Origin of the sequence: Arthrobacter pityocampae, from assembly GCF_002927275.1 — a bacterium.
Taxonomy (GTDB): domain Bacteria; phylum Actinomycetota; class Actinomycetes; order Actinomycetales; family Micrococcaceae; genus Arthrobacter_D; species Arthrobacter_D pityocampae.
Map to the genome: position 1 here is coordinate 103,964 of NZ_PRKW01000003.1, position 15,887 is coordinate 119,850.

General features: G+C 71.7%; 16 protein-coding genes. 3 read left to right on the forward strand and 13 right to left on the reverse strand.

The genetic code is table 11. The features are described 5' to 3' along the window. Positions 1-9: 9 nt before the first annotated feature. Positions 10-636 carry a ribosome maturation factor RimP gene (gene rimP / locus C4K88_RS06970; protein ID WP_104121276.1) on the reverse strand — a complete coding sequence of 209 codons (627 nt, stop codon included), beginning with the start codon at positions 634-636 and terminating at the stop codon, positions 10-12. 87 nt (positions 637-723) lie between these two features. Between rimP and C4K88_RS06975 the strand changes: the two genes are divergently transcribed. After that, positions 724-2,007, forward strand: coding sequence for a DUF4439 domain-containing protein (locus C4K88_RS06975; protein WP_146065637.1), 1,284 nt, complete (start codon positions 724-726; stop codon positions 2,005-2,007). Continuing rightward, complete coding sequence (locus C4K88_RS06980; protein ID WP_241521760.1) at positions 2,000-3,049, forward strand: aminoglycoside phosphotransferase family protein; 1,050 nt, start codon at positions 2,000-2,002, stop codon at positions 3,047-3,049. Before C4K88_RS06975 ends, C4K88_RS06980 begins: the two co-directional genes overlap by 8 nt. 7 nt (positions 3,050-3,056) lie before the next feature. Here the strand turns inward: C4K88_RS06980 and C4K88_RS06985 are convergent, their stop codons facing one another. The 9 genes from C4K88_RS06985 to dxr all read right to left on the reverse strand — a co-directional run bounded on the left by C4K88_RS06985 (position 3,057) and on the right by dxr (position 12,094). Then, positions 3,057-3,869 (reverse strand): sulfite exporter TauE/SafE family protein, encoded by an 813-nt coding sequence (locus C4K88_RS06985; protein WP_174705217.1) that lies wholly within the window; start codon positions 3,867-3,869, stop codon positions 3,057-3,059. Between the two features lie 2 nt (positions 3,870-3,871). Further along, entirely contained in the window at positions 3,872-5,671 is a 1,800-nt protein-coding gene (locus tag C4K88_RS06990; RefSeq protein WP_104120927.1) for a proline--tRNA ligase, read from the reverse strand. 133 nt (positions 5,672-5,804) lie between these two features. Further along, the gene (locus tag C4K88_RS06995; RefSeq protein ID WP_104120928.1) at positions 5,805-6,707 is read right to left on the reverse strand and encodes a GNAT family N-acetyltransferase; all 903 of its coding nucleotides are present in this window, start codon (positions 6,705-6,707) and stop codon (positions 5,805-5,807) included. Then, a complete protein-coding gene (gene ispG / locus C4K88_RS07000) occupies positions 6,661-7,827 on the reverse strand; it encodes a flavodoxin-dependent (E)-4-hydroxy-3-methylbut-2-enyl-diphosphate synthase (protein WP_104120929.1) in 1,167 nt (388 codons plus the stop codon). The genes C4K88_RS06995 and ispG overlap by 47 nt, the downstream gene beginning before the upstream one ends. A gap of 99 nt (positions 7,828-7,926) precedes the next feature. Then, the gene (locus C4K88_RS07005; RefSeq protein ID WP_104121278.1) at positions 7,927-8,217 is read right to left on the reverse strand and encodes a YciI family protein; all 291 of its coding nucleotides are present in this window, start codon (positions 8,215-8,217) and stop codon (positions 7,927-7,929) included. A 10-nt stretch (positions 8,218-8,227) separates the two neighbouring features. Beyond that, complete coding sequence (locus C4K88_RS07010; protein WP_104120930.1) at positions 8,228-8,674, reverse strand: hypothetical protein; 447 nt, start codon at positions 8,672-8,674, stop codon at positions 8,228-8,230. Between the two features lie 160 nt (positions 8,675-8,834). Next, entirely contained in the window at positions 8,835-9,440 is a 606-nt protein-coding gene (locus C4K88_RS07015; protein WP_104120931.1) for a MarR family transcriptional regulator, read from the reverse strand. A gap of 39 nt (positions 9,441-9,479) precedes the next feature. Next, a complete protein-coding gene (locus C4K88_RS07020) occupies positions 9,480-10,823 on the reverse strand; it encodes a M50 family metallopeptidase (RefSeq protein WP_104120932.1) in 1,344 nt (447 codons plus the stop codon). Beyond that, positions 10,820-12,094 (reverse strand): 1-deoxy-D-xylulose-5-phosphate reductoisomerase, encoded by a 1,275-nt coding sequence (dxr, locus tag C4K88_RS07025; protein ID WP_104120933.1) that lies wholly within the window; start codon positions 12,092-12,094, stop codon positions 10,820-10,822. Before dxr ends, C4K88_RS07020 begins: the two co-directional genes overlap by 4 nt. A 103-nt stretch (positions 12,095-12,197) precedes the next feature. On the opposite strand from dxr, the gene C4K88_RS07030 reads away from it, so the two are divergent. Continuing rightward, positions 12,198-13,736, forward strand: a complete 1,539-nt coding sequence (locus tag C4K88_RS07030; protein WP_104120934.1) for an HNH endonuclease signature motif containing protein — start codon at positions 12,198-12,200, stop codon at positions 13,734-13,736. Between the two features lie 204 nt (positions 13,737-13,940). On the opposite strand, the gene C4K88_RS07035 is transcribed toward C4K88_RS07030, so the two are convergent. The 3 genes from C4K88_RS07035 to C4K88_RS07045 are packed head-to-tail and all read right to left on the reverse strand — an operon-like array spanning position 13,941 to position 15,885. Next, positions 13,941-14,765: an HpcH/HpaI aldolase/citrate lyase family protein gene (locus C4K88_RS07035; RefSeq protein ID WP_104120935.1), complete on the reverse strand. Its 825-nt coding sequence runs from the start codon at positions 14,763-14,765 to the stop codon at positions 13,941-13,943. Continuing rightward, a complete protein-coding gene (locus C4K88_RS07040; RefSeq protein WP_104120936.1) occupies positions 14,762-15,241 on the reverse strand; it encodes a MaoC family dehydratase in 480 nt (159 codons plus the stop codon). Before C4K88_RS07040 ends, C4K88_RS07035 begins: the two co-directional genes overlap by 4 nt. Beyond that, entirely contained in the window at positions 15,238-15,885 is a 648-nt protein-coding gene (locus C4K88_RS07045; protein WP_104120937.1) for a CoA transferase subunit B, read from the reverse strand. Before C4K88_RS07045 ends, C4K88_RS07040 begins: the two co-directional genes overlap by 4 nt. Between the last annotated feature and the right edge of the window lie 2 nt (positions 15,886-15,887).

Sequence of the window (15,887 nt, forward strand, 5' to 3'; positions counted from 1 at the left end):
TGGGTCTCCTTACGCGTGGTGCACGGCGCCGGAGATCTCCGGATCGGCCCCATCGGTGTCGTCGTGGTGGTCGTCGTCGGGATGCGCGAATTCGACCTGGACGGTCCCCTTGCGGATCCTGGAAAAATCGAGGGCGAGCGGATCGCCGAGCTTCGGCTTCATCCCCTTCTTCACCGGCAGCTGCGGGATCAGCCGGACCCCGGTGTCCGACACGTCCTGCAGGCGGCCGAGGATCACGTCGCCGGTCACCGGCTTCACCTCGATCAGGCGCCCCACGTTGCGGCGCCAGTGCCGCGGTTCGGTGAGCGGACGGGAGACTCCGGGGGACGAGACCTCGAGGTTGTACGGACGGTCGTCGTCCTCCAGGTCGTCCATCGCGGTGGAGAGGTCCGTGGAGATGGCGGAGATCAGATCGAAACCGACACTGCCCGTGGTCTCCTCGGGCAGATCCACGACGACGTGGACCGTGCGGTGGGACCCTGCGACCCTGACCTCGACGTCCTCGAGGTACAGGTTGTGCTGGTCGACGACCGGCTTCAGCCGTGTCCTGAGACGCTGCGCTTCGTCCTGCAGTTCGGCCTCCGAGGCCGACCTGCGGGTCGAGGCGTGATTTTCGTTCCCGGACCGGACCGCCATGGCTGCCTCCCACTCGATGATGTTGTCGTCCAAGAGTACCGACATTCCGGGGCACCCGGTGTATCGGCGGTCGAAACGGGAAGGGGCGTGACATCATCGGGAACTGTGATGGGACGGGCGGGGACGGAGAGGCAGCGAGCCGGCGGAGGGCGCCGTGGATCCCGTGCCGGGCGCCTGGCGCGGCGGTCCCTGGGCCTGGTCGGGCTCTTCGCCGTGATGCTCCTCGTGGTCGGTGTGGGATTGGCCGTCCGGTCCCCGGAACCGCAGGAGCGCGTCTACTCCGTGTCCGAGCAGGCGCAGCTCGACGCCGAGCTCCGCTACCGCTCAGCGGCCGGCCAGGCGCGCATCGCAGCGGCGGCCCCCGCGCTGGATCCGGAGGCCGCGGCGGAGCTGGCGGCGGCCGCGACGGACCTCGACGAGCAGGCGGACGCCGTGGCCCTCCCGCGCTCCCCCGATCCGACGGCGGAGCCGGGCACCGACCCTGCCACCGGTGCTGTCGGTGGCGCCGGCGCCCAGTCCCCAACCGGGTCCACCACCGGGCCCTCTGCCGCCCCGACACCCGCCGACGGCCCTGCCGTGCTGACGGCCCTCCGCGACAGCGCACTGAGAAGCCTCAGCGACGCGAGCCGCGCGGACCCCGGTCCCGGCCGCGTGCTCGCTGCTGCGGGGGTGAACCAGTGGCGGCACGCCCTGCGGCTCGGCGACACCCTGGGCGTGGACCCCGGGCTGCCCTCGCCCGGCGCGCTGTCCGCCGTCGACCTCGCCGCCGGGACCGGCCCCTTCGCGGACCTGCCGACCCCCGACGCGTCGACCGGCGCGGAACCCACGGCCGCTCCTCCGACCGGCTCCGCTCCGCCCGAGGCGCTGCCCGAGGCGCCGGCGGAGTGCGCGGGAACCCCGCTGGGCCCCGACGCCGACCGCCAGGGCCTCCTCCACGCGAGGACCGCGGAGGACGAAGCCCGGTACGCGTACGAGGTCGCCGCAGCCCTGCTCCCGGAGCCCGCGCGGGCCCTCGAGTCGGCGTCCGTCCACCGGTCGGCCGCGGAAGCCGTGACCGACCGCCTCGCCGCCCTGTGCGTCCCCGAGGCCCCTACGGCGACCGGCTATGCGATCGGGCCGGACTTCCGCGCCGATCCCGTCGCCGCGACGCGCGCGATCGAGCAGGCGCACACCGAGTTCTATGCGGGCCTCATCGCGACGGTCGGGCCGGACGCGCGGGCCTGGGCGGTCGTCTCGTTCAGCGCGGCCGCCCAGCGCAGCCTCGACGCCGGCACACCCCTCGATGCCCTCCCGGGGCTTGCCACGGCCCCTGCGCCTGCGCCTCCTCCAGCGCCACCGGCAGCTCCCCCGACGGCGGACCCCGGTGGGTAGTGATACCGGTGCGGGCGCGAGCGGGCGGTCGTCGGTCTCCGGACGACTCGCCACGTTCCCGGAGCTCCCGCCGTCCCTCGTCCGGTCCGCGCGGACGATCGACGGCGGGGCCCGCTGGACCCGCACATGGCACGGCCTCCTCGGGGAGCGCCTCGAGGAGTGGAACCTCGACCTCGACCTCCAGCCGGGGCAGCCCGCCTGGGCGGGCCGGTGCGGCGTCGTCGTCCCGGTCCTGGAGCGCGATCAGGGCACGCCGGCCGTCCTGAAGCTGAGCATCCCCCACGACGAGGCCCTGCCGGAGCCCGACGCACTGGCGCTGTGGGACGGACGAGGTGCGGTCCGCCTGCTGGCGTCGTCGCGCTCCGACTACGCCCTGCTCCTGCAGCGCCTCGACGGGGACCACTCGCTGCGCGACGTACCGCTCGACGAGACGCCCGCGCCGTGGGGCGCGGTCCTGCGCAGGCTGTGCCTCCCGGCGGGAGACAGTGCCCGCTGGGCCGCCTTCCCCCACCTGGCCTCCGAGGCCGAGCAGTGGACGGACACGCTCCCCGCCCGGTGGGACGAGCTCGGCGAGCCGCTCCCCCGCTGGCTCATGGAGGCCGCACTGGAGGTGTGCCAGTCGCGCGGAGCAATCGGCCGGCGCTCGGAGCGGGACGTCCTCGTGCACGCGGACCTGCACTACGACAACCTCCTGCCGTCCTCGCCGGGCCGGCTCGGGGACTTCGTCGCGATCGACCCGAAGCCCGTGGTGGGCGACGCCGAGTACGCGGTGGCGCCCCTGCTGTGGAATCGGCTGGGCGAGCTCGATCCCGCCGACCCCGCCGGTCATCTGCAGGCTCACTGCCGGGCGCTGGCGTCCGCCGGGGGTCTCGACGCCGAGCTGGCCCGGGGCTGGACCGTGGTCCGCGAGGTCCGCAACGCGCTGTCCTATCTGGCGCACGGCTCCACCGGGGAGGCGCAGCGATCGCTCTGGGTCGCGAGCTCCGTCCTGGGACGCACCCTGGACGGTCTGCCGCCCGTGGATCGGCTGCCTGTCCCCTGACCGATCGTCAGCCGTCCACGAGCGGGCGGACGTTCTCGACCCACACGTCGTAGCCGAGCTTCACGATCAGGGCGCCGACGACGAGGAGGAACACGATCCGGATGAAGCGGCTGCCCTGGCTGATGGCCATCCGCGACCCGGTGTAGCCGCCGGCCATGTTCGCGACGCCGAGCAGCAGCCCGAGGCCCCACAGGAGGGCGCCGCTGGGCAGGAAGAACATCAGGGCCCCGAGGTTGGTGGCCATGTTCACGATCTTGGCCTTCGCACTCGCGCCGAGGAAGTTGTAGCCCAGGAGCGTGACCATCGCGATGATCAGGAAGGATCCGGTACCAGGGCCGATCAGTCCGTCGTAGAACCCGATGACGAGCCCGATCGCGCACGCCGTCGCGTAGTGCCGTGCACCCTGGTACCGCAGCTTCGTGAGCGTCCCGACGGTGGGCTTCAGGGCGGTGAACACCGCCACCCCGACCAGCGCGACGACGATGATCGGCTTGAAGACCGACGACGGCAGCGACGACGCGAGGACGGCCCCGCCGAAGCTGCCCACGAGGGCCACCCCCGCCATGGGCAGCGCCGTCCGCAGGTCCGGGTGGGCGCGGCGGTAGTAGGTGACGGCGCTGGTCGTCGTCCCGAAGATGGACCCCATCTTGTTGGTGGCCAGGGCCTCCACGGGGGCGATGCCGGGCACGAGGAGCAGCGCCGGCAGCTGCAGCAGGCCACCCCCGCCGACGACGGCGTCCACCCAGCCGGCCGCGAACCCGGCGACGAGCACCAGCAGGATCGTGGCGAGGTGCAGCTCCTCGAGTCCCGAACCCGCCAAGGTCAGTGCGCGGTGAGTTCGCGCAGCAGCGGAACGGCCTCGTCCACGGCCACGTTCTGCGCCTCGCCCGTGCGGCGGTCCTTGACCTCGAGCACGCCGTCCGCGAGACCGCGCCCGACGACGACGATCGTGGGCACGCCGATGAGTTCGGCGTCGCCGAACTTCACGCCCGGGGAGACCTTGGGGCGGTCGTCGTACAGCACGGTCAGGCCGGAGGACTCCAGCTCCGCCGCCAGCTTCTCGGCCGCCTCGAACACCTCGGTCCCCTTGCCGGTGGCGACGAGGTGCACGTCGGCGGGGGCGACGTTACGCGGCCAGATGATGCCGCGGTCGTCGTGGTTCGCTTCCGCGAGGGCGGCCAGGGCGCGCGTGACGCCGACGCCGTAGGAGCCCATGGTCACCGTGGCGAGCTTGCCGTTGCGGTCGAGGACCTTCAGGCCCAGCGCATCGGCGTACTTCCGCCCGAGCTGGAAGATGTGGCCCATCTCGATGCCGCGGGCCGCGACCAGCGGTCCCGAACCGTCGGGCGCCTCGTCGCCCTCGCGCACCTCGACGGCCTCGACGACGCCGTCCCAGGTGAAGTCGCGGCCGGCGATGAGCCCGAAGACGTGCTTGCCGTGCTCGTTGGCGCCGGTGATCCACGCGGAGCCGCTGACCACGCGGGGGTCCACGAGGTAGCGCAGGCCCGTGACGGACTCGGCGCCGAGGACGGCCGCGTCCGTCGTCAGGCCCGGGCCGATGTACCCCTTGACGAGTCCCGGGTGCTTCTTCAGGTCGTCGTCGGTGGCGGCCTCGACGGCCACCTCCCCGCCGGTCTCGAGGTGGCCGGCGATGTTCGCCTCGATGCGCTTGAGGTCCACGGTGCGGTCGCCGGGGACGCCGACGACGACGATCTCGCGCTCGCCGGTGGGCAGGACGGCGGCGAGGACGACGTTCTTCAGGGTGTCCGCGGCCGTCCAGGGACGGTCCTCGCGGGGGGCCACCGTGGCGGCACTCGCCACGAGCGTCTCGATGGTCGGCGTGTCCGGGGTGTCCAGCACCTCGGCGGCCGGGGCGTCGGTGTAGTCGATGGCGTCGGGGGCCACGGTGGTGACGGCCTCCACGTTCGCGGTGTACCCGCCGGCCGACTGGACGAAGGTGTCCTCGCCGATGGGCGTGGGGTGCAGGAACTCCTCGCTCTTCGAGCCGCCCATCGCGCCGGCGGTCGCCGTCACGGGGATGACCTCGAGGCCCAGGCGCTCGAAGATGCGCAGGTAGGCCGCCCGGTGGAGCTGGTAGCTGGCCTCGAGCCCCTCGTCGTCGATGTCGAAGGAGTAGGAGTCCTTCATGATGAACTCGCGGCCCCGGAGGAGCCCGGCGCGGGGGCGGGCCTCGTCGCGGTACTTGGTCTGGATCTGGAACAGGCTCAGCGGCAGGTCCTTGTACGAGCTGTACAGGTCCTTGACGAGGAGTGTGAACATCTCCTCGTGCGTGGGCGCCAGGAGGTAGTCCGCGCCCTTGCGGTCCTGGAGCCGGAAGAGACCCTCGCCGTACTCGGTCCAACGGTTCGTGGCCTCGTAGGGCTCCCGGGGCAGCAGTGCCGGGAAGTGGACCTCCTGGGCGCCCATGGCCTCCATCTCCTCGCGGATGATGCCCTCCACCCGCGCGAGGACCTTCAGGCCCAGGGGCAGCCAGCTGTAGATGCCGGGGGCCGCACGCCGGATGTAGCCGGCCCGCACGAGGAGGCGGTGGCTGGCGACCTCGGCGTCGGCGGGGTCTTCACGCAGGGTGCGCAGGAAAAGGGTCGAGAGTCGTAAGACCACGCGGGTGTCCGTTCGTATTCATCGGGCGCTTCACTCCCCCGCCGTCCGGCGGGAAACAACAGGTACCAATCTAGCTGTACTGCCCGGGGAGGGTGCACCCCGCCGCCGTCGGCCCTGCGCGCCGGCGCCCTCCTCAGAAGAGGATCGTCGCGAACGTGTCGATCTGTTCGAAGCCCACGCGCTTGTACGCGGCGATGGCACGGGCGTTGTAGGAGTTCACGTAGAGGCTCACGGTGGGCGCCAGCGATCGGGCGGCGACGACGACGCCGGCCATGTAGGCGGCGCTGAGTCCCTTGCCGCGGTGGTCGGGGTGCACCCAGACGCCCTGCACCTGGACGGCCTGGGAGGACACGGTGCCGAGTTCGGCCTTGAAGATCACGGTGCCGTCGTCGTCGAACGCGGCCAGCGAGTGTCGGCGGCCGATCAGCGAGGCGACCCGCCGGCGGTAGTGGTCGGAGCCGCCGATGAACGGCGAGTAGCCCACTTCCTCCTCGAACATCGCGGCACAGGCGGGCAGGAGCCGGTCCAGCTCATGGGGGCGGGTGAAGCGCAGATCCGGCGCCGGGGTGATGAGGGGGTCCGTGTCGATGGCCATGAGGGGCTGGGTGGGCCGGACGTCGAAGGGTTCGGCGCTGTAGTCCTCGAGCGTGGACCACAGGTCCATCACGCCTTCGGACAGGCCGAAGATCGAGGAGAAGGTGCGGCCGGACCGGCCGAGGTGGTCGCCGAAGATGGCGCCGGTCTCGTCCGTCACGCCGACCGGCACGAGGTTCACGCCTGCCCAGCAGGCGGCGCGGAGCTCGTGGTGGCGGAACATCCCGATCACCTCGCCGCCGGCGAACGACGGCGCGGCGCTGCGCGTGGCCTCGAGGTGCGAGGCGACGAAGACGTTGGCCACGGGGTCCGCGTTGACGAGGGTCCAGAGATCCGGGGTGTCGGCCTCGCCGAGCACCCGGAAGGACCACGGCCCTTCCGGATCGGGCTGGGGCCTAGCTAACGGTAACCATGGGGCCACCCTGGCCAGCAGTTTCGCCATCAGCCTCCCCCATCTCCTCCGCGAGCCGCATGGCTTCCTCGATCAGGGTCTCGACGATCTGGTCCTCGGGGACGGTCTTGATGACTTCTCCGCGGACGAAGATCTGGCCTTTGCCATTGCCGGAGGCGACGCCGAGATCGGCCTCGCGGGCCTCGCCGGGTCCGTTGACGACGCAGCCCATGACGGCGACGCGCAGCGGGACCTCCATGCCTTCGAGACCGGCGGTCACCTCCTCGGCGAGGGTGTAGACGTCCACCTGCGCACGGCCGCAGGACGGGCAGGACACGATCTCGAGCTTGCGGGGGCGCAGGTTGAGGGACTGGAGGATCTGGTTGCCCACCTTGATCTCCTCCACCGGCGGCGCGGAGAGGGAGACGCGGATGGTGTCGCCGATGCCCTTGGACAGGAGCGCACCGAAGGCGGTGGCGGACTTGATGGTGCCCTGGAAGGCCGGCCCGGCCTCGGTCACGCCGAGGTGCAGGGGCCAGTCGCCGCGCTCGGCCAGGAGCTCGTACGCCCGGACCATGATCACGGGGTCGTTGTGCTTCACGGAGATCTTGAAGTCGTGGAAGTCGTGCTCCTCGAACAGGGACGCCTCCCAGACGGCCGATTCGACGAGCGCCTCGGGGGTGGCCTTCCCGTACTTCTCCATGATGCGGGGATCGAGCGATCCGGCGTTGACGCCGATGCGGATCGAGGTGCCGGCAGCCTTGGCGGCGTCGGCGATCTGCTTGACCTGGTCGTCGAACTTGCGGATGTTGCCCGGATTCACGCGGACCGCCGCGCAGCCGGCGTCGATCGCGGCATACACGTACTTCGGCTGGAAGTGGATGTCCGCGATCACCGGGATCTGCGACTTCTTGGCGATGATCGGCAGTGCCGCGGCGTCGTCCGCCGAGGGGCAGGCGACGCGGACGATGTCACAGCCGGTGGCGGTGAGCTCCGCGATCTGTTGCAGGGTCGCGTTGATGTCCGTGGTCGGCGTCGTCGTCATCGACTGGATGCTGATCGGGGAATCGGATCCGACCCCCACCGAGCCGACCTTGATCTGGCGGGTCTTGCGCCGGGGAGCGAGGACGGGCGGCGGTGCTGCTGGCATTCCTAGGTTGACCGAGGTCAAAACTTCCTCCATGCTGGCGGCCCTGGCCGCGCTCGTGACGACATACGTACTCTCATTATCCACCCGGCGGGACGCTGCGGCGTCCTGGCGGGACGGAGCTCACACGAGGTCCCGGAAGGCCCCGATCACGGGATTCCATGCGGTGGTCTTGACGGCGGAGATCGCTCCCGCCTGCGCGAACGGGTCCTCGCTCACGAGCTGGTGGAGGTCGGCCTCGGTGGCGGAGGCGAAGAGCAGGAGCGCGCCCGTGCCGTCGGCGAAGGGGCCCGACGCGAGGACGCGGCCGTCGCCGACGAGTCCTTCGAGCCACTGGCGGTGCGCCGGGCGGTGCTCGGCACGGAGGTGGTCGTGGTCGGGGTTGTAGACGTACTCGACAGCGAAGATACTCATGGGTTTCACCCTACGTGACTCCCAGCAGGTAGACCTTGACGACGGTCGCGACGCTGGCCGCCCACAGCAGGGACGTCAGTGTGCCGATGATGAACCGCTCCGCCGCGGCGGGGGTCTCCTTCAGCTCGGCATAGCGTCCGAGGGCCTTGACCGCCACGACGTAGGCGATGGCGACGGGCTGGCCGCCGAGGATGGCGACGGTCACGGCGAGGCGCTCGAGCACGCCGATGACCAGCCCGCCGCGGAGCACCCCGGGAGGCAGGGCGTCGATCGGCGCCTGCGGTGGATGGGCAGGCGGCTCCGGCATCTCGAGCTGCGGCTGGTCCGCGGGCTCGAGGAGTTCCCGGCGCCGTTCCGCGGTGTCCACCGATCGCGCCAGGCGCAGCACGAGTCTGGTGACGGGCGAGCCCAGGCCGCCCGCGACGACGACGGCCACCGCGATCCACAGTGCCTCCACCGATACCTCCCCAGCCGTCCCCGACCGTGCCGCTCACCGTCGTCCGTCATGTCTACCGCACGCCACCCCCGTCGGAGCGCAGCGCGGCGGGGAGCCATGCGCGTCGGCGTCGAGAGGGCGTTCCGGCGGTCTTCTGTGGCCTCTCGTCGCGTGACGTGCCTCAGCCCTGCCGGTCGGTCCAGGCCAGGAGGCGTGCGGCTGCGTTCCGGACCGCGCGCTCCTCGTGCCAGGCCGCACGGGCGGCCGCCTTGCTCACGGCCTGCGGGCTGATGCCGAGGGTCCGTGCGACGGCGGTCTGCGTGCCGCGCTCGCCGGGCTGCAGGAGATCGAGGATGCGCCACTCCGCCTCGGAGCGGCCCAGGACGTGCCGGCCGAGCAGTGCGAGCACGCCTTCGGCTTCGGCAGCGACGTCGGCGCGGCCGTCCGGACCCTCGACGGCCAGCGGCGCACGGTCACCGGTCCTCTTGGCCCGGTCCACGGCCGTCCGGGCGGCGATGAAGGCGGATCCCCGGCCCTCCCGGGGAGAGGGCGGAAGGGGCTCCTCGACGCCGCCGATGCCGATCCCCACGTACCAGCCGCCTGCGCGGATGCAGAGCAGCGTGGCGTCGACGACGTCGGCCGGATCGGCCAGGACGCCCTGCGCCTCGTCCCCCACCGAGCGTTCCCACGGGAGGACGGTGCGGACCGGCCGCAGGAGCTCCAGGAGCTCGGGGATGCGGTCCGGGGAAGTCCGACTGGCGGCCTGGTCGATGGTGAGCACGAACATTCTTCAACCGTATGAGGTTGAAATTCGATTTACAACCGATCAGCCGAAGAGATCGACGGGCTTCACGATGTCGGCGTAGATCAGCAGGACGCCCATGCCCATCAGGAGGATCGCGACGGCGTACGTGAGGGGCAGCAGCTTCGCCATGTCGAACGGGCCCGGATCGGGTCGCTTGAACAGGCGCGCGATGCCGCGGCGGAGCCCCTCCCACAGCGCTCCGGCCACGTGCCCGCCGTCGAGCGGCAGGAGCGGGATCAGGTTGAACACGAACAGGGCGAGATTCACGCCGGCGACGAGCCCGATGAGGGTCGCCGCGCGGGAGGCGACGGGGATCTCCTCCATCGCGGAGACCTCCCCGGCGATCCGGCCGACGCCGACGACGCTGATGGGGCCCTCGGGATCGCGCGGTGCGTCGGAGAACGCCGCCTGGCCCACCTCAACCACGCGCTGCGGCAGATTCACCACCACGCCGGCCACGCTCGCGAGCGAGTCCCCGACGGCGGGCAGCACCTCGGTGGCCGGCTGGGGCACGAGCTCCTGCGTGGACCCGACGCCGATGAAGCCGACCTCCTGGGTGAGCGCGGTGCCGTCGTCGTCGACCGCTGCCGTGCCGTCCTCCGCCGGGACGGGCCGTTCCGTCAGCAGGGGCGTGATCGTGGAGTCGATTCTCTCGCCGTCGCGGACGTAGGAGATGGCGACCTCGCGTCCGGCGGCGTCGCGGATCCAGCCGGACAGCTCGTCCCAGTCGGTGACCTCCCGGCCGTCGAAGGCGACGACGCGGTCCCCCGGTTGCAGGCCTGCCTGGAAGGCGGGGGCGGCAGGGTCGTCGGGTCCGCAGTCGGTCTGGTTGGTGGCCACCTGCTGGCTGGCGGGGACCACGCAGCGGTACACCTCGGAGACCGTGGTGGTGGCCTGCGCGGTGCCGAAGCCCATGATGAGGACCGCGAAGAGGACGGTCCCGATGATCAGGTTCATCAGCGGCCCGCCGAGCATGATGATGATGCGCTTCCAGATGGGCAGCCGATAGAACACGCGGTCCTCGTCGCCGGGCTGCAGCTGTTCGGCGGCGGCCCGGCGCGCGTCGTTGGAGAGTTGCTGGAAGACGCCCGTGCTGGACTGGCGGACGGCGTCGGCCTCCGACGTCGGGGGCGGGAACATGCCCACCATGGCCACGTAGCCGCCGGCCGGGATGGCCTTGAGGCCGTACTCGGTCTCGCCGCGGCGCCTCGACCAGACGGTGGGCCCGAAGCCGACCATGTACTGGGTGACGCGGACCCGGAAGAGTTTCGCGGGTACCAGGTGGCCCACCTCGTGCAGCGCGATCGACGCCGCGATCCCGACGACGACGAACAGCACTCCGACGATGAACAGCAGAACGGTCACAGCGTTTCCTTCTGGTCTTGCATGTCCCCCGCACGCTCCGGCAGGGGCGACTCCTCGAGCGCACAACGGACACGGGCGCTCCGCCGTGCCCAGCGCTCCGCCGCGAGGACGGCGTCGAGGGTGAGTTCGCCGGGGGCGGCACCCGTGTCCTGGGCGCGCTGCTCCTCGACGACCGCGGCGACCGTGTCCACGATGTCAGTGAACCCTAGGACCCCGCTGTGGAACGCCTCCACGGCTTCCTCGTTCGCCGCGTTGTAGACGGCCATCCGGGTGCCGCCCTCGGCCGCGGCCCGCTTCGCGAGCGCGACGGCGGGGAAGGCGTCGTCGTCGAGCGGTTCGAAGGTCCACTCCTCGGGGCGGCTCCAGTCGCACGCCCGCGCCGAACCCGGCACGCGGAACGGCCAGCCCATGCCGAGGGCGATGGGGAGGCGCATGTCGGGCGGTGACGCCTGCGCCAGGGTGGACCCGTCCACGAACTGGACCATCGAGTGGATCATGGACTGCGGGTGCACCACGACGTCGATGCGATCCAGCGGGATGTCGAAGAGCAGGTGCGCCTCCACCAGCTCGAGGGCCTTGTTCACCATGGACGCCGAGTTGGTGCTGATCACGCGGCCCATGTCCCAGGTGGGGTGGGCGACAGCCTGGCTGGGCGTCACGTGCTGCAGCTGCGCGCGGGTCATGCCGCGGAACGGACCGCCGGAGGCCGTGAGGATGAGGCGGTCCACCTCGTCCGCCGTCCCGCCGCGGAGTGCCTGCGCGATGGCCGAGTGCTCGGAGTCGACCGGCACGAGCTGCCCAGGGGCGGCCGCCGCACGCACGAGGGCTCCCCCGGCGATCAGCGACTCCTTGTTGGCGAGCGCGAGCAGATGCCCGGCGCCGAGGGCGGCGAGGGTGGGCTCGAGACCGATCGACCCGGTGATCGCGTTGAGCACGACGTCGGCGTCCGGCCAGGCGGCGACGTCCGCTGCGGCGCGGTCGCCGGCGAACAGGTGCGGGGCGTAGCCGGTGACGCCGGCGTCGTCGGCGGCCCGGGAGATGGCGTGCTCGAGGTCGGCTTCCGTGCCGGATGCGACGCCGACGGCGGGGGCCCGGACGGCGACGGCCTGGCGGGCGAGGAGGTCGAGGTTCCGTCCGCCTGCGGTGAGTCCGGCGACGCTGAACCGGTCCGGCGCGGCCGCGATCACGTCGAGTGCCTGGGTGCCGACCGAACCGGTGGAGCCGAGAACGATGACGCGCCGATGTCCGCGGGTGGGGTTGCTGAAATCCATGGCCCCAGTATCCCGCAGACTGCCGGCGCTCGTGCTCCCTGCGGCGTTCTCGGTGGTCTTTCGGGCCTCTTGTTCTGTCAGTGCCGGGTGATGGAATGAGACCATGGAGGGACCGGCGATGCTGACCATCGAGGACGCCTATCGTGAGGCGACCGAGGGCTGGCCTGCGGATGCGTTCGAGGAGATCCTCGGGTCGGACGGGGAGTTCAACGACGACGGCGTCGACGAGTACGCCCGGGGGCGCATCGAGGACGCCTCGCCGTACGGCCTGGTCGGGTCCCTGCAGGCAGCGGCGTCCGGCGCCATCGAGCCTTCCGGCCTCGCGTCCACGCTCGACCTGCTGCGGGCCGCGGACCGGCTGGCGTCCTGGGCAGCTGCGCAGCGTGCCCGCCTGATCGCGCGGGTCCATAGTTTCAGCAATCCGGACCACCACTCCTGGTCGGGGCCGGCCTCCTCCCTGGCGTTCACCGAGACCGTCGCCGAGACCGCAGCGCTGCTCAAGCAGTCCGAAGGCTCCGCCGCACGGGTCGTCTCGGAGTCACTGGCGTTGACCGGTGCGCTCACGAACACGCTGGCGGCCCTCGAGAAGGGAGAGATCTGCCCGGGGCGGGCGTCGGTCATCGTGGAGCAGTCCCGCACCCTCCCCGATGAAGCCGTGTCCGGCTTCGAAGCCGAGATCCTCACGGTGGCAGGACAGCTGAACCGCCCGAGGCTCACGGCGCGGTGCCGACGGCTGCGGGAGAAGCTCCACCCGGAGACGGTGACTGCCCGCCGGGTCCGGGCGGCGGCCGACCGGTGCGTCGTCTTCGAGCCCGACCGCGACGGCATGGCGTGGCTGAGCGCCTACCTGCCGGCGGAGCAGGCACTCGCCGTCCATACGTCGGTGGACGCCCTGGCCCGTTCCCTGCAGAGTGGTGATGATCCGCGGACGCTCCCCCAACTGCGGGCCGACGTCCTGGCGGACATGCTGCTCGGCGGCGGTGGGCCCGGGTGTGCGGATCCTTCCGCCGGAGGGCCCTGCCGTTGCGGGAGCTCCGGGGGCGGCGGCGCGTGCCAGGGCGTGCGGTCTTCGGTGGCGAAGATCGTGGTGACCGTCCCGGTGTTCTCGCTGATGGGGCTCACCGACGAGCCGGCCGAGCTGGAGGGCTACGGCCCGATCCCGGCCGATGCGGCCCGTCGACTGGCAGCGGACGCCACCTCGTGGCTGCGCCTGCTCACGCATCCGTACACGGGGGCGGTGCTCGGCCTGGACCGGACCCGCTACCGCCCGAGCGAGGACCTGCGGACCTGGGTCCAGCTCCGGGAGAAGACGTGCAGCTTCTACGGCTGCTCCCGCGCAGCGAGCCGCTGCGACCTGGATCATCTGCTGGCCTGGGCCGACGACGGTTCCACGAGCGCGACCAACCTCTACCCGGTCTGCAGGCGCCACCACATGCTGAAGCATCAGACCGACTGGACACCGAGCCCCGATCCGGACGGCGGTCTGAGGTGGCTGTCGCCGGGTGGCCGGACGTATTCGACGCCTCCCGAACCACCGCCCGGCGACGCCGATTCGTCCGCGACCACACGCATCCTGCGAGAGCTCGAGACGGCGATGTGTTCTGAGCGAGGGCCCGATGCGGACGACCCGCCGCCCTTCTGAGACGCGGCAGGACATTCGACTCAGCTCCCCGGCGCCCGGGCCAGGGCACGGAAGGCATCGCTCGGCTCAGCGGCCGGGCTCAGCACCCCGACGCCCGAGCTCAGCTCCCCGGCGCCCGGGTCAAGGCGCAGAAGGCATCGCTCGGCTCAGCGGCCGGGCGAGCACCCCGACGCCCGGGCCAGGACCCTGAGCGCATGGTGGGTCTCAGCCGCCGGACACCCGTCTCAGGACGCTTCGCGCGTGCCGGAGGATCGGCTCGTCCACCATCCGCCCGTCATAGGTGAAGACCCCTCGCTCGTTCTCGGCCGCCGCGAGGAGTGCCCGCGCCCATTGGACGTCGGCTTCGACGGGGGCGAACGCTGCCCGCACCGTGGCGACCTGGCCGGGGTGGATGCAGGCCTTCGCCGCGAAGCCCGAAGCGACGGCGTCGTCGGCCTCCGCCGCGAGACCGTCGAGGTCACTGATGTCCACGTACACGGCGTCGATGGCGAGCCGATCCGCCGCGCCCGCCGCGAGGAGCACCTGCGAGCGCGCCTGGAGGGCCACCGCACGGTAGGCGCCGTCGGGCCGTCGGCTCGAGGTACCTCCGAGGGACGCCACGAGGTCTTCCGCGCCCCACATCAGCGCGCTGACGCCGTCGGCGCGGGCGATGTCCACGGCGTTCACGACACCGCGCGCGGTCTCGCACAGGGCAACGATGTCCACGTCGCCGAGGGCCGCCCGGACGGCGGCGACGTCGTCGGACGACTCCGTCTTGGCGAGCATGACCGTGCGGTAGGACGTGCCACGCACGGCGTCGCAGTCGAGCGCGAAGTCGGGTGTCCCCACGGGGTTCACGCGCACCACGGTGCGCTCCGGGTCGAGCGCGGACGCGGCGAGCGCCTCCCGCGCGGACGCCTTGGCCGCGGGCGCGACGGCGTCCTCCAGGTCGAGGATCACGGTGTCGGAGCGCTCCGCCGCCTTCCCGTAGCGTTCCGGACGGTCCGCCGGGCAGAACAGCAGTGCGGGACCCAGCACGATACCGCTCATGCCAGTCCGTCCCGGGGCGCCGTCGAGGACCACATGAGGACGCTGCGGGTCGCCGTCGCCACGACGTCACCGTGCTGGTTGCGCCCGGTGTGGGCCATCGAGACGACGCCCTGCCCGGGCCGGGACGAGGACGGCCGTACACCGGTGATCTCGGTCTCCGTGTAGAGGGTGTCGCCGTGGAAGAGCGGCTTCGGGAACGCGACGTCGGTGAGCCCGAGCTGCGCCACGATGGTGCCCTGCGTCAGCTGGGAGACGGACTGCCCCACGAGCGTCGCCAGGGTCAGCATCGAGTTCACGAGCCGCTGCCCGAACGGCTGGCCCGCGGACCACGCCGCGTCCAGGTGCAGCGCCTGCGTGTTCATGGTGAGCGTGGTGAACAGGACGTTGTCCGCCTCCGTGAGTGTGCGGCCTGGCCGGTGCGCGTACACGGCCCCGACCTCGAGCTCGTCGAAGTACAGGCCGCGCTGCTCGATCACGCCTCTCCCCCGCGCTCCACCCGCAGCGGTGCGCCGGTGGCCGCGACGACGTCGTCGATGGTCACGCCGGGTGCCGTCTCGCGGAGCACGAGTCCGTCGGGTTCGACGTCGATGACCGCGAGGTCCGTGATGATCCTGTCCACACAGCCCTTGCCGGTCAGCGGCAGGGAGCAGGATTCGACGATCTTCGGCCGCCCGGCGCGGTCCACGTGCTCCATCATGACGATCACCCGCTTGGCCCCGAAGACGAGGTCCATGGCGCCGCCCATGCCCTTGACCATCTTGCCGGGCACCATCCAGTTGGCGAGATCTCCGTTGCGCGCCACCTCCATGGCTCCGAGCACCGCGACGTCGACGTGCCCGCCGCGGATCATGCCGAACGAGGACGCCGAGTCGAAGAACGCCGCCCCGGCGTTGGCGGTCACGGTCTCCTTGCCGGCATTGATGAGGTCGGGATCGACGGCGTCCTCCGCCGGGTACGGCCCCACCCCGAGGATGCCGTTCTCCGAGTGCAGCACCACCTCGACGCCGTCGGGGATGTAGTTGGGGATCAGCGTCGGCATGCCGATGCCCAGGTTCACGTACTGGCCGTTCTCGAGCTCCTGGGCCACCCTCGCGGCGAGCTCGTTGCGTGTCAGTGCCATGG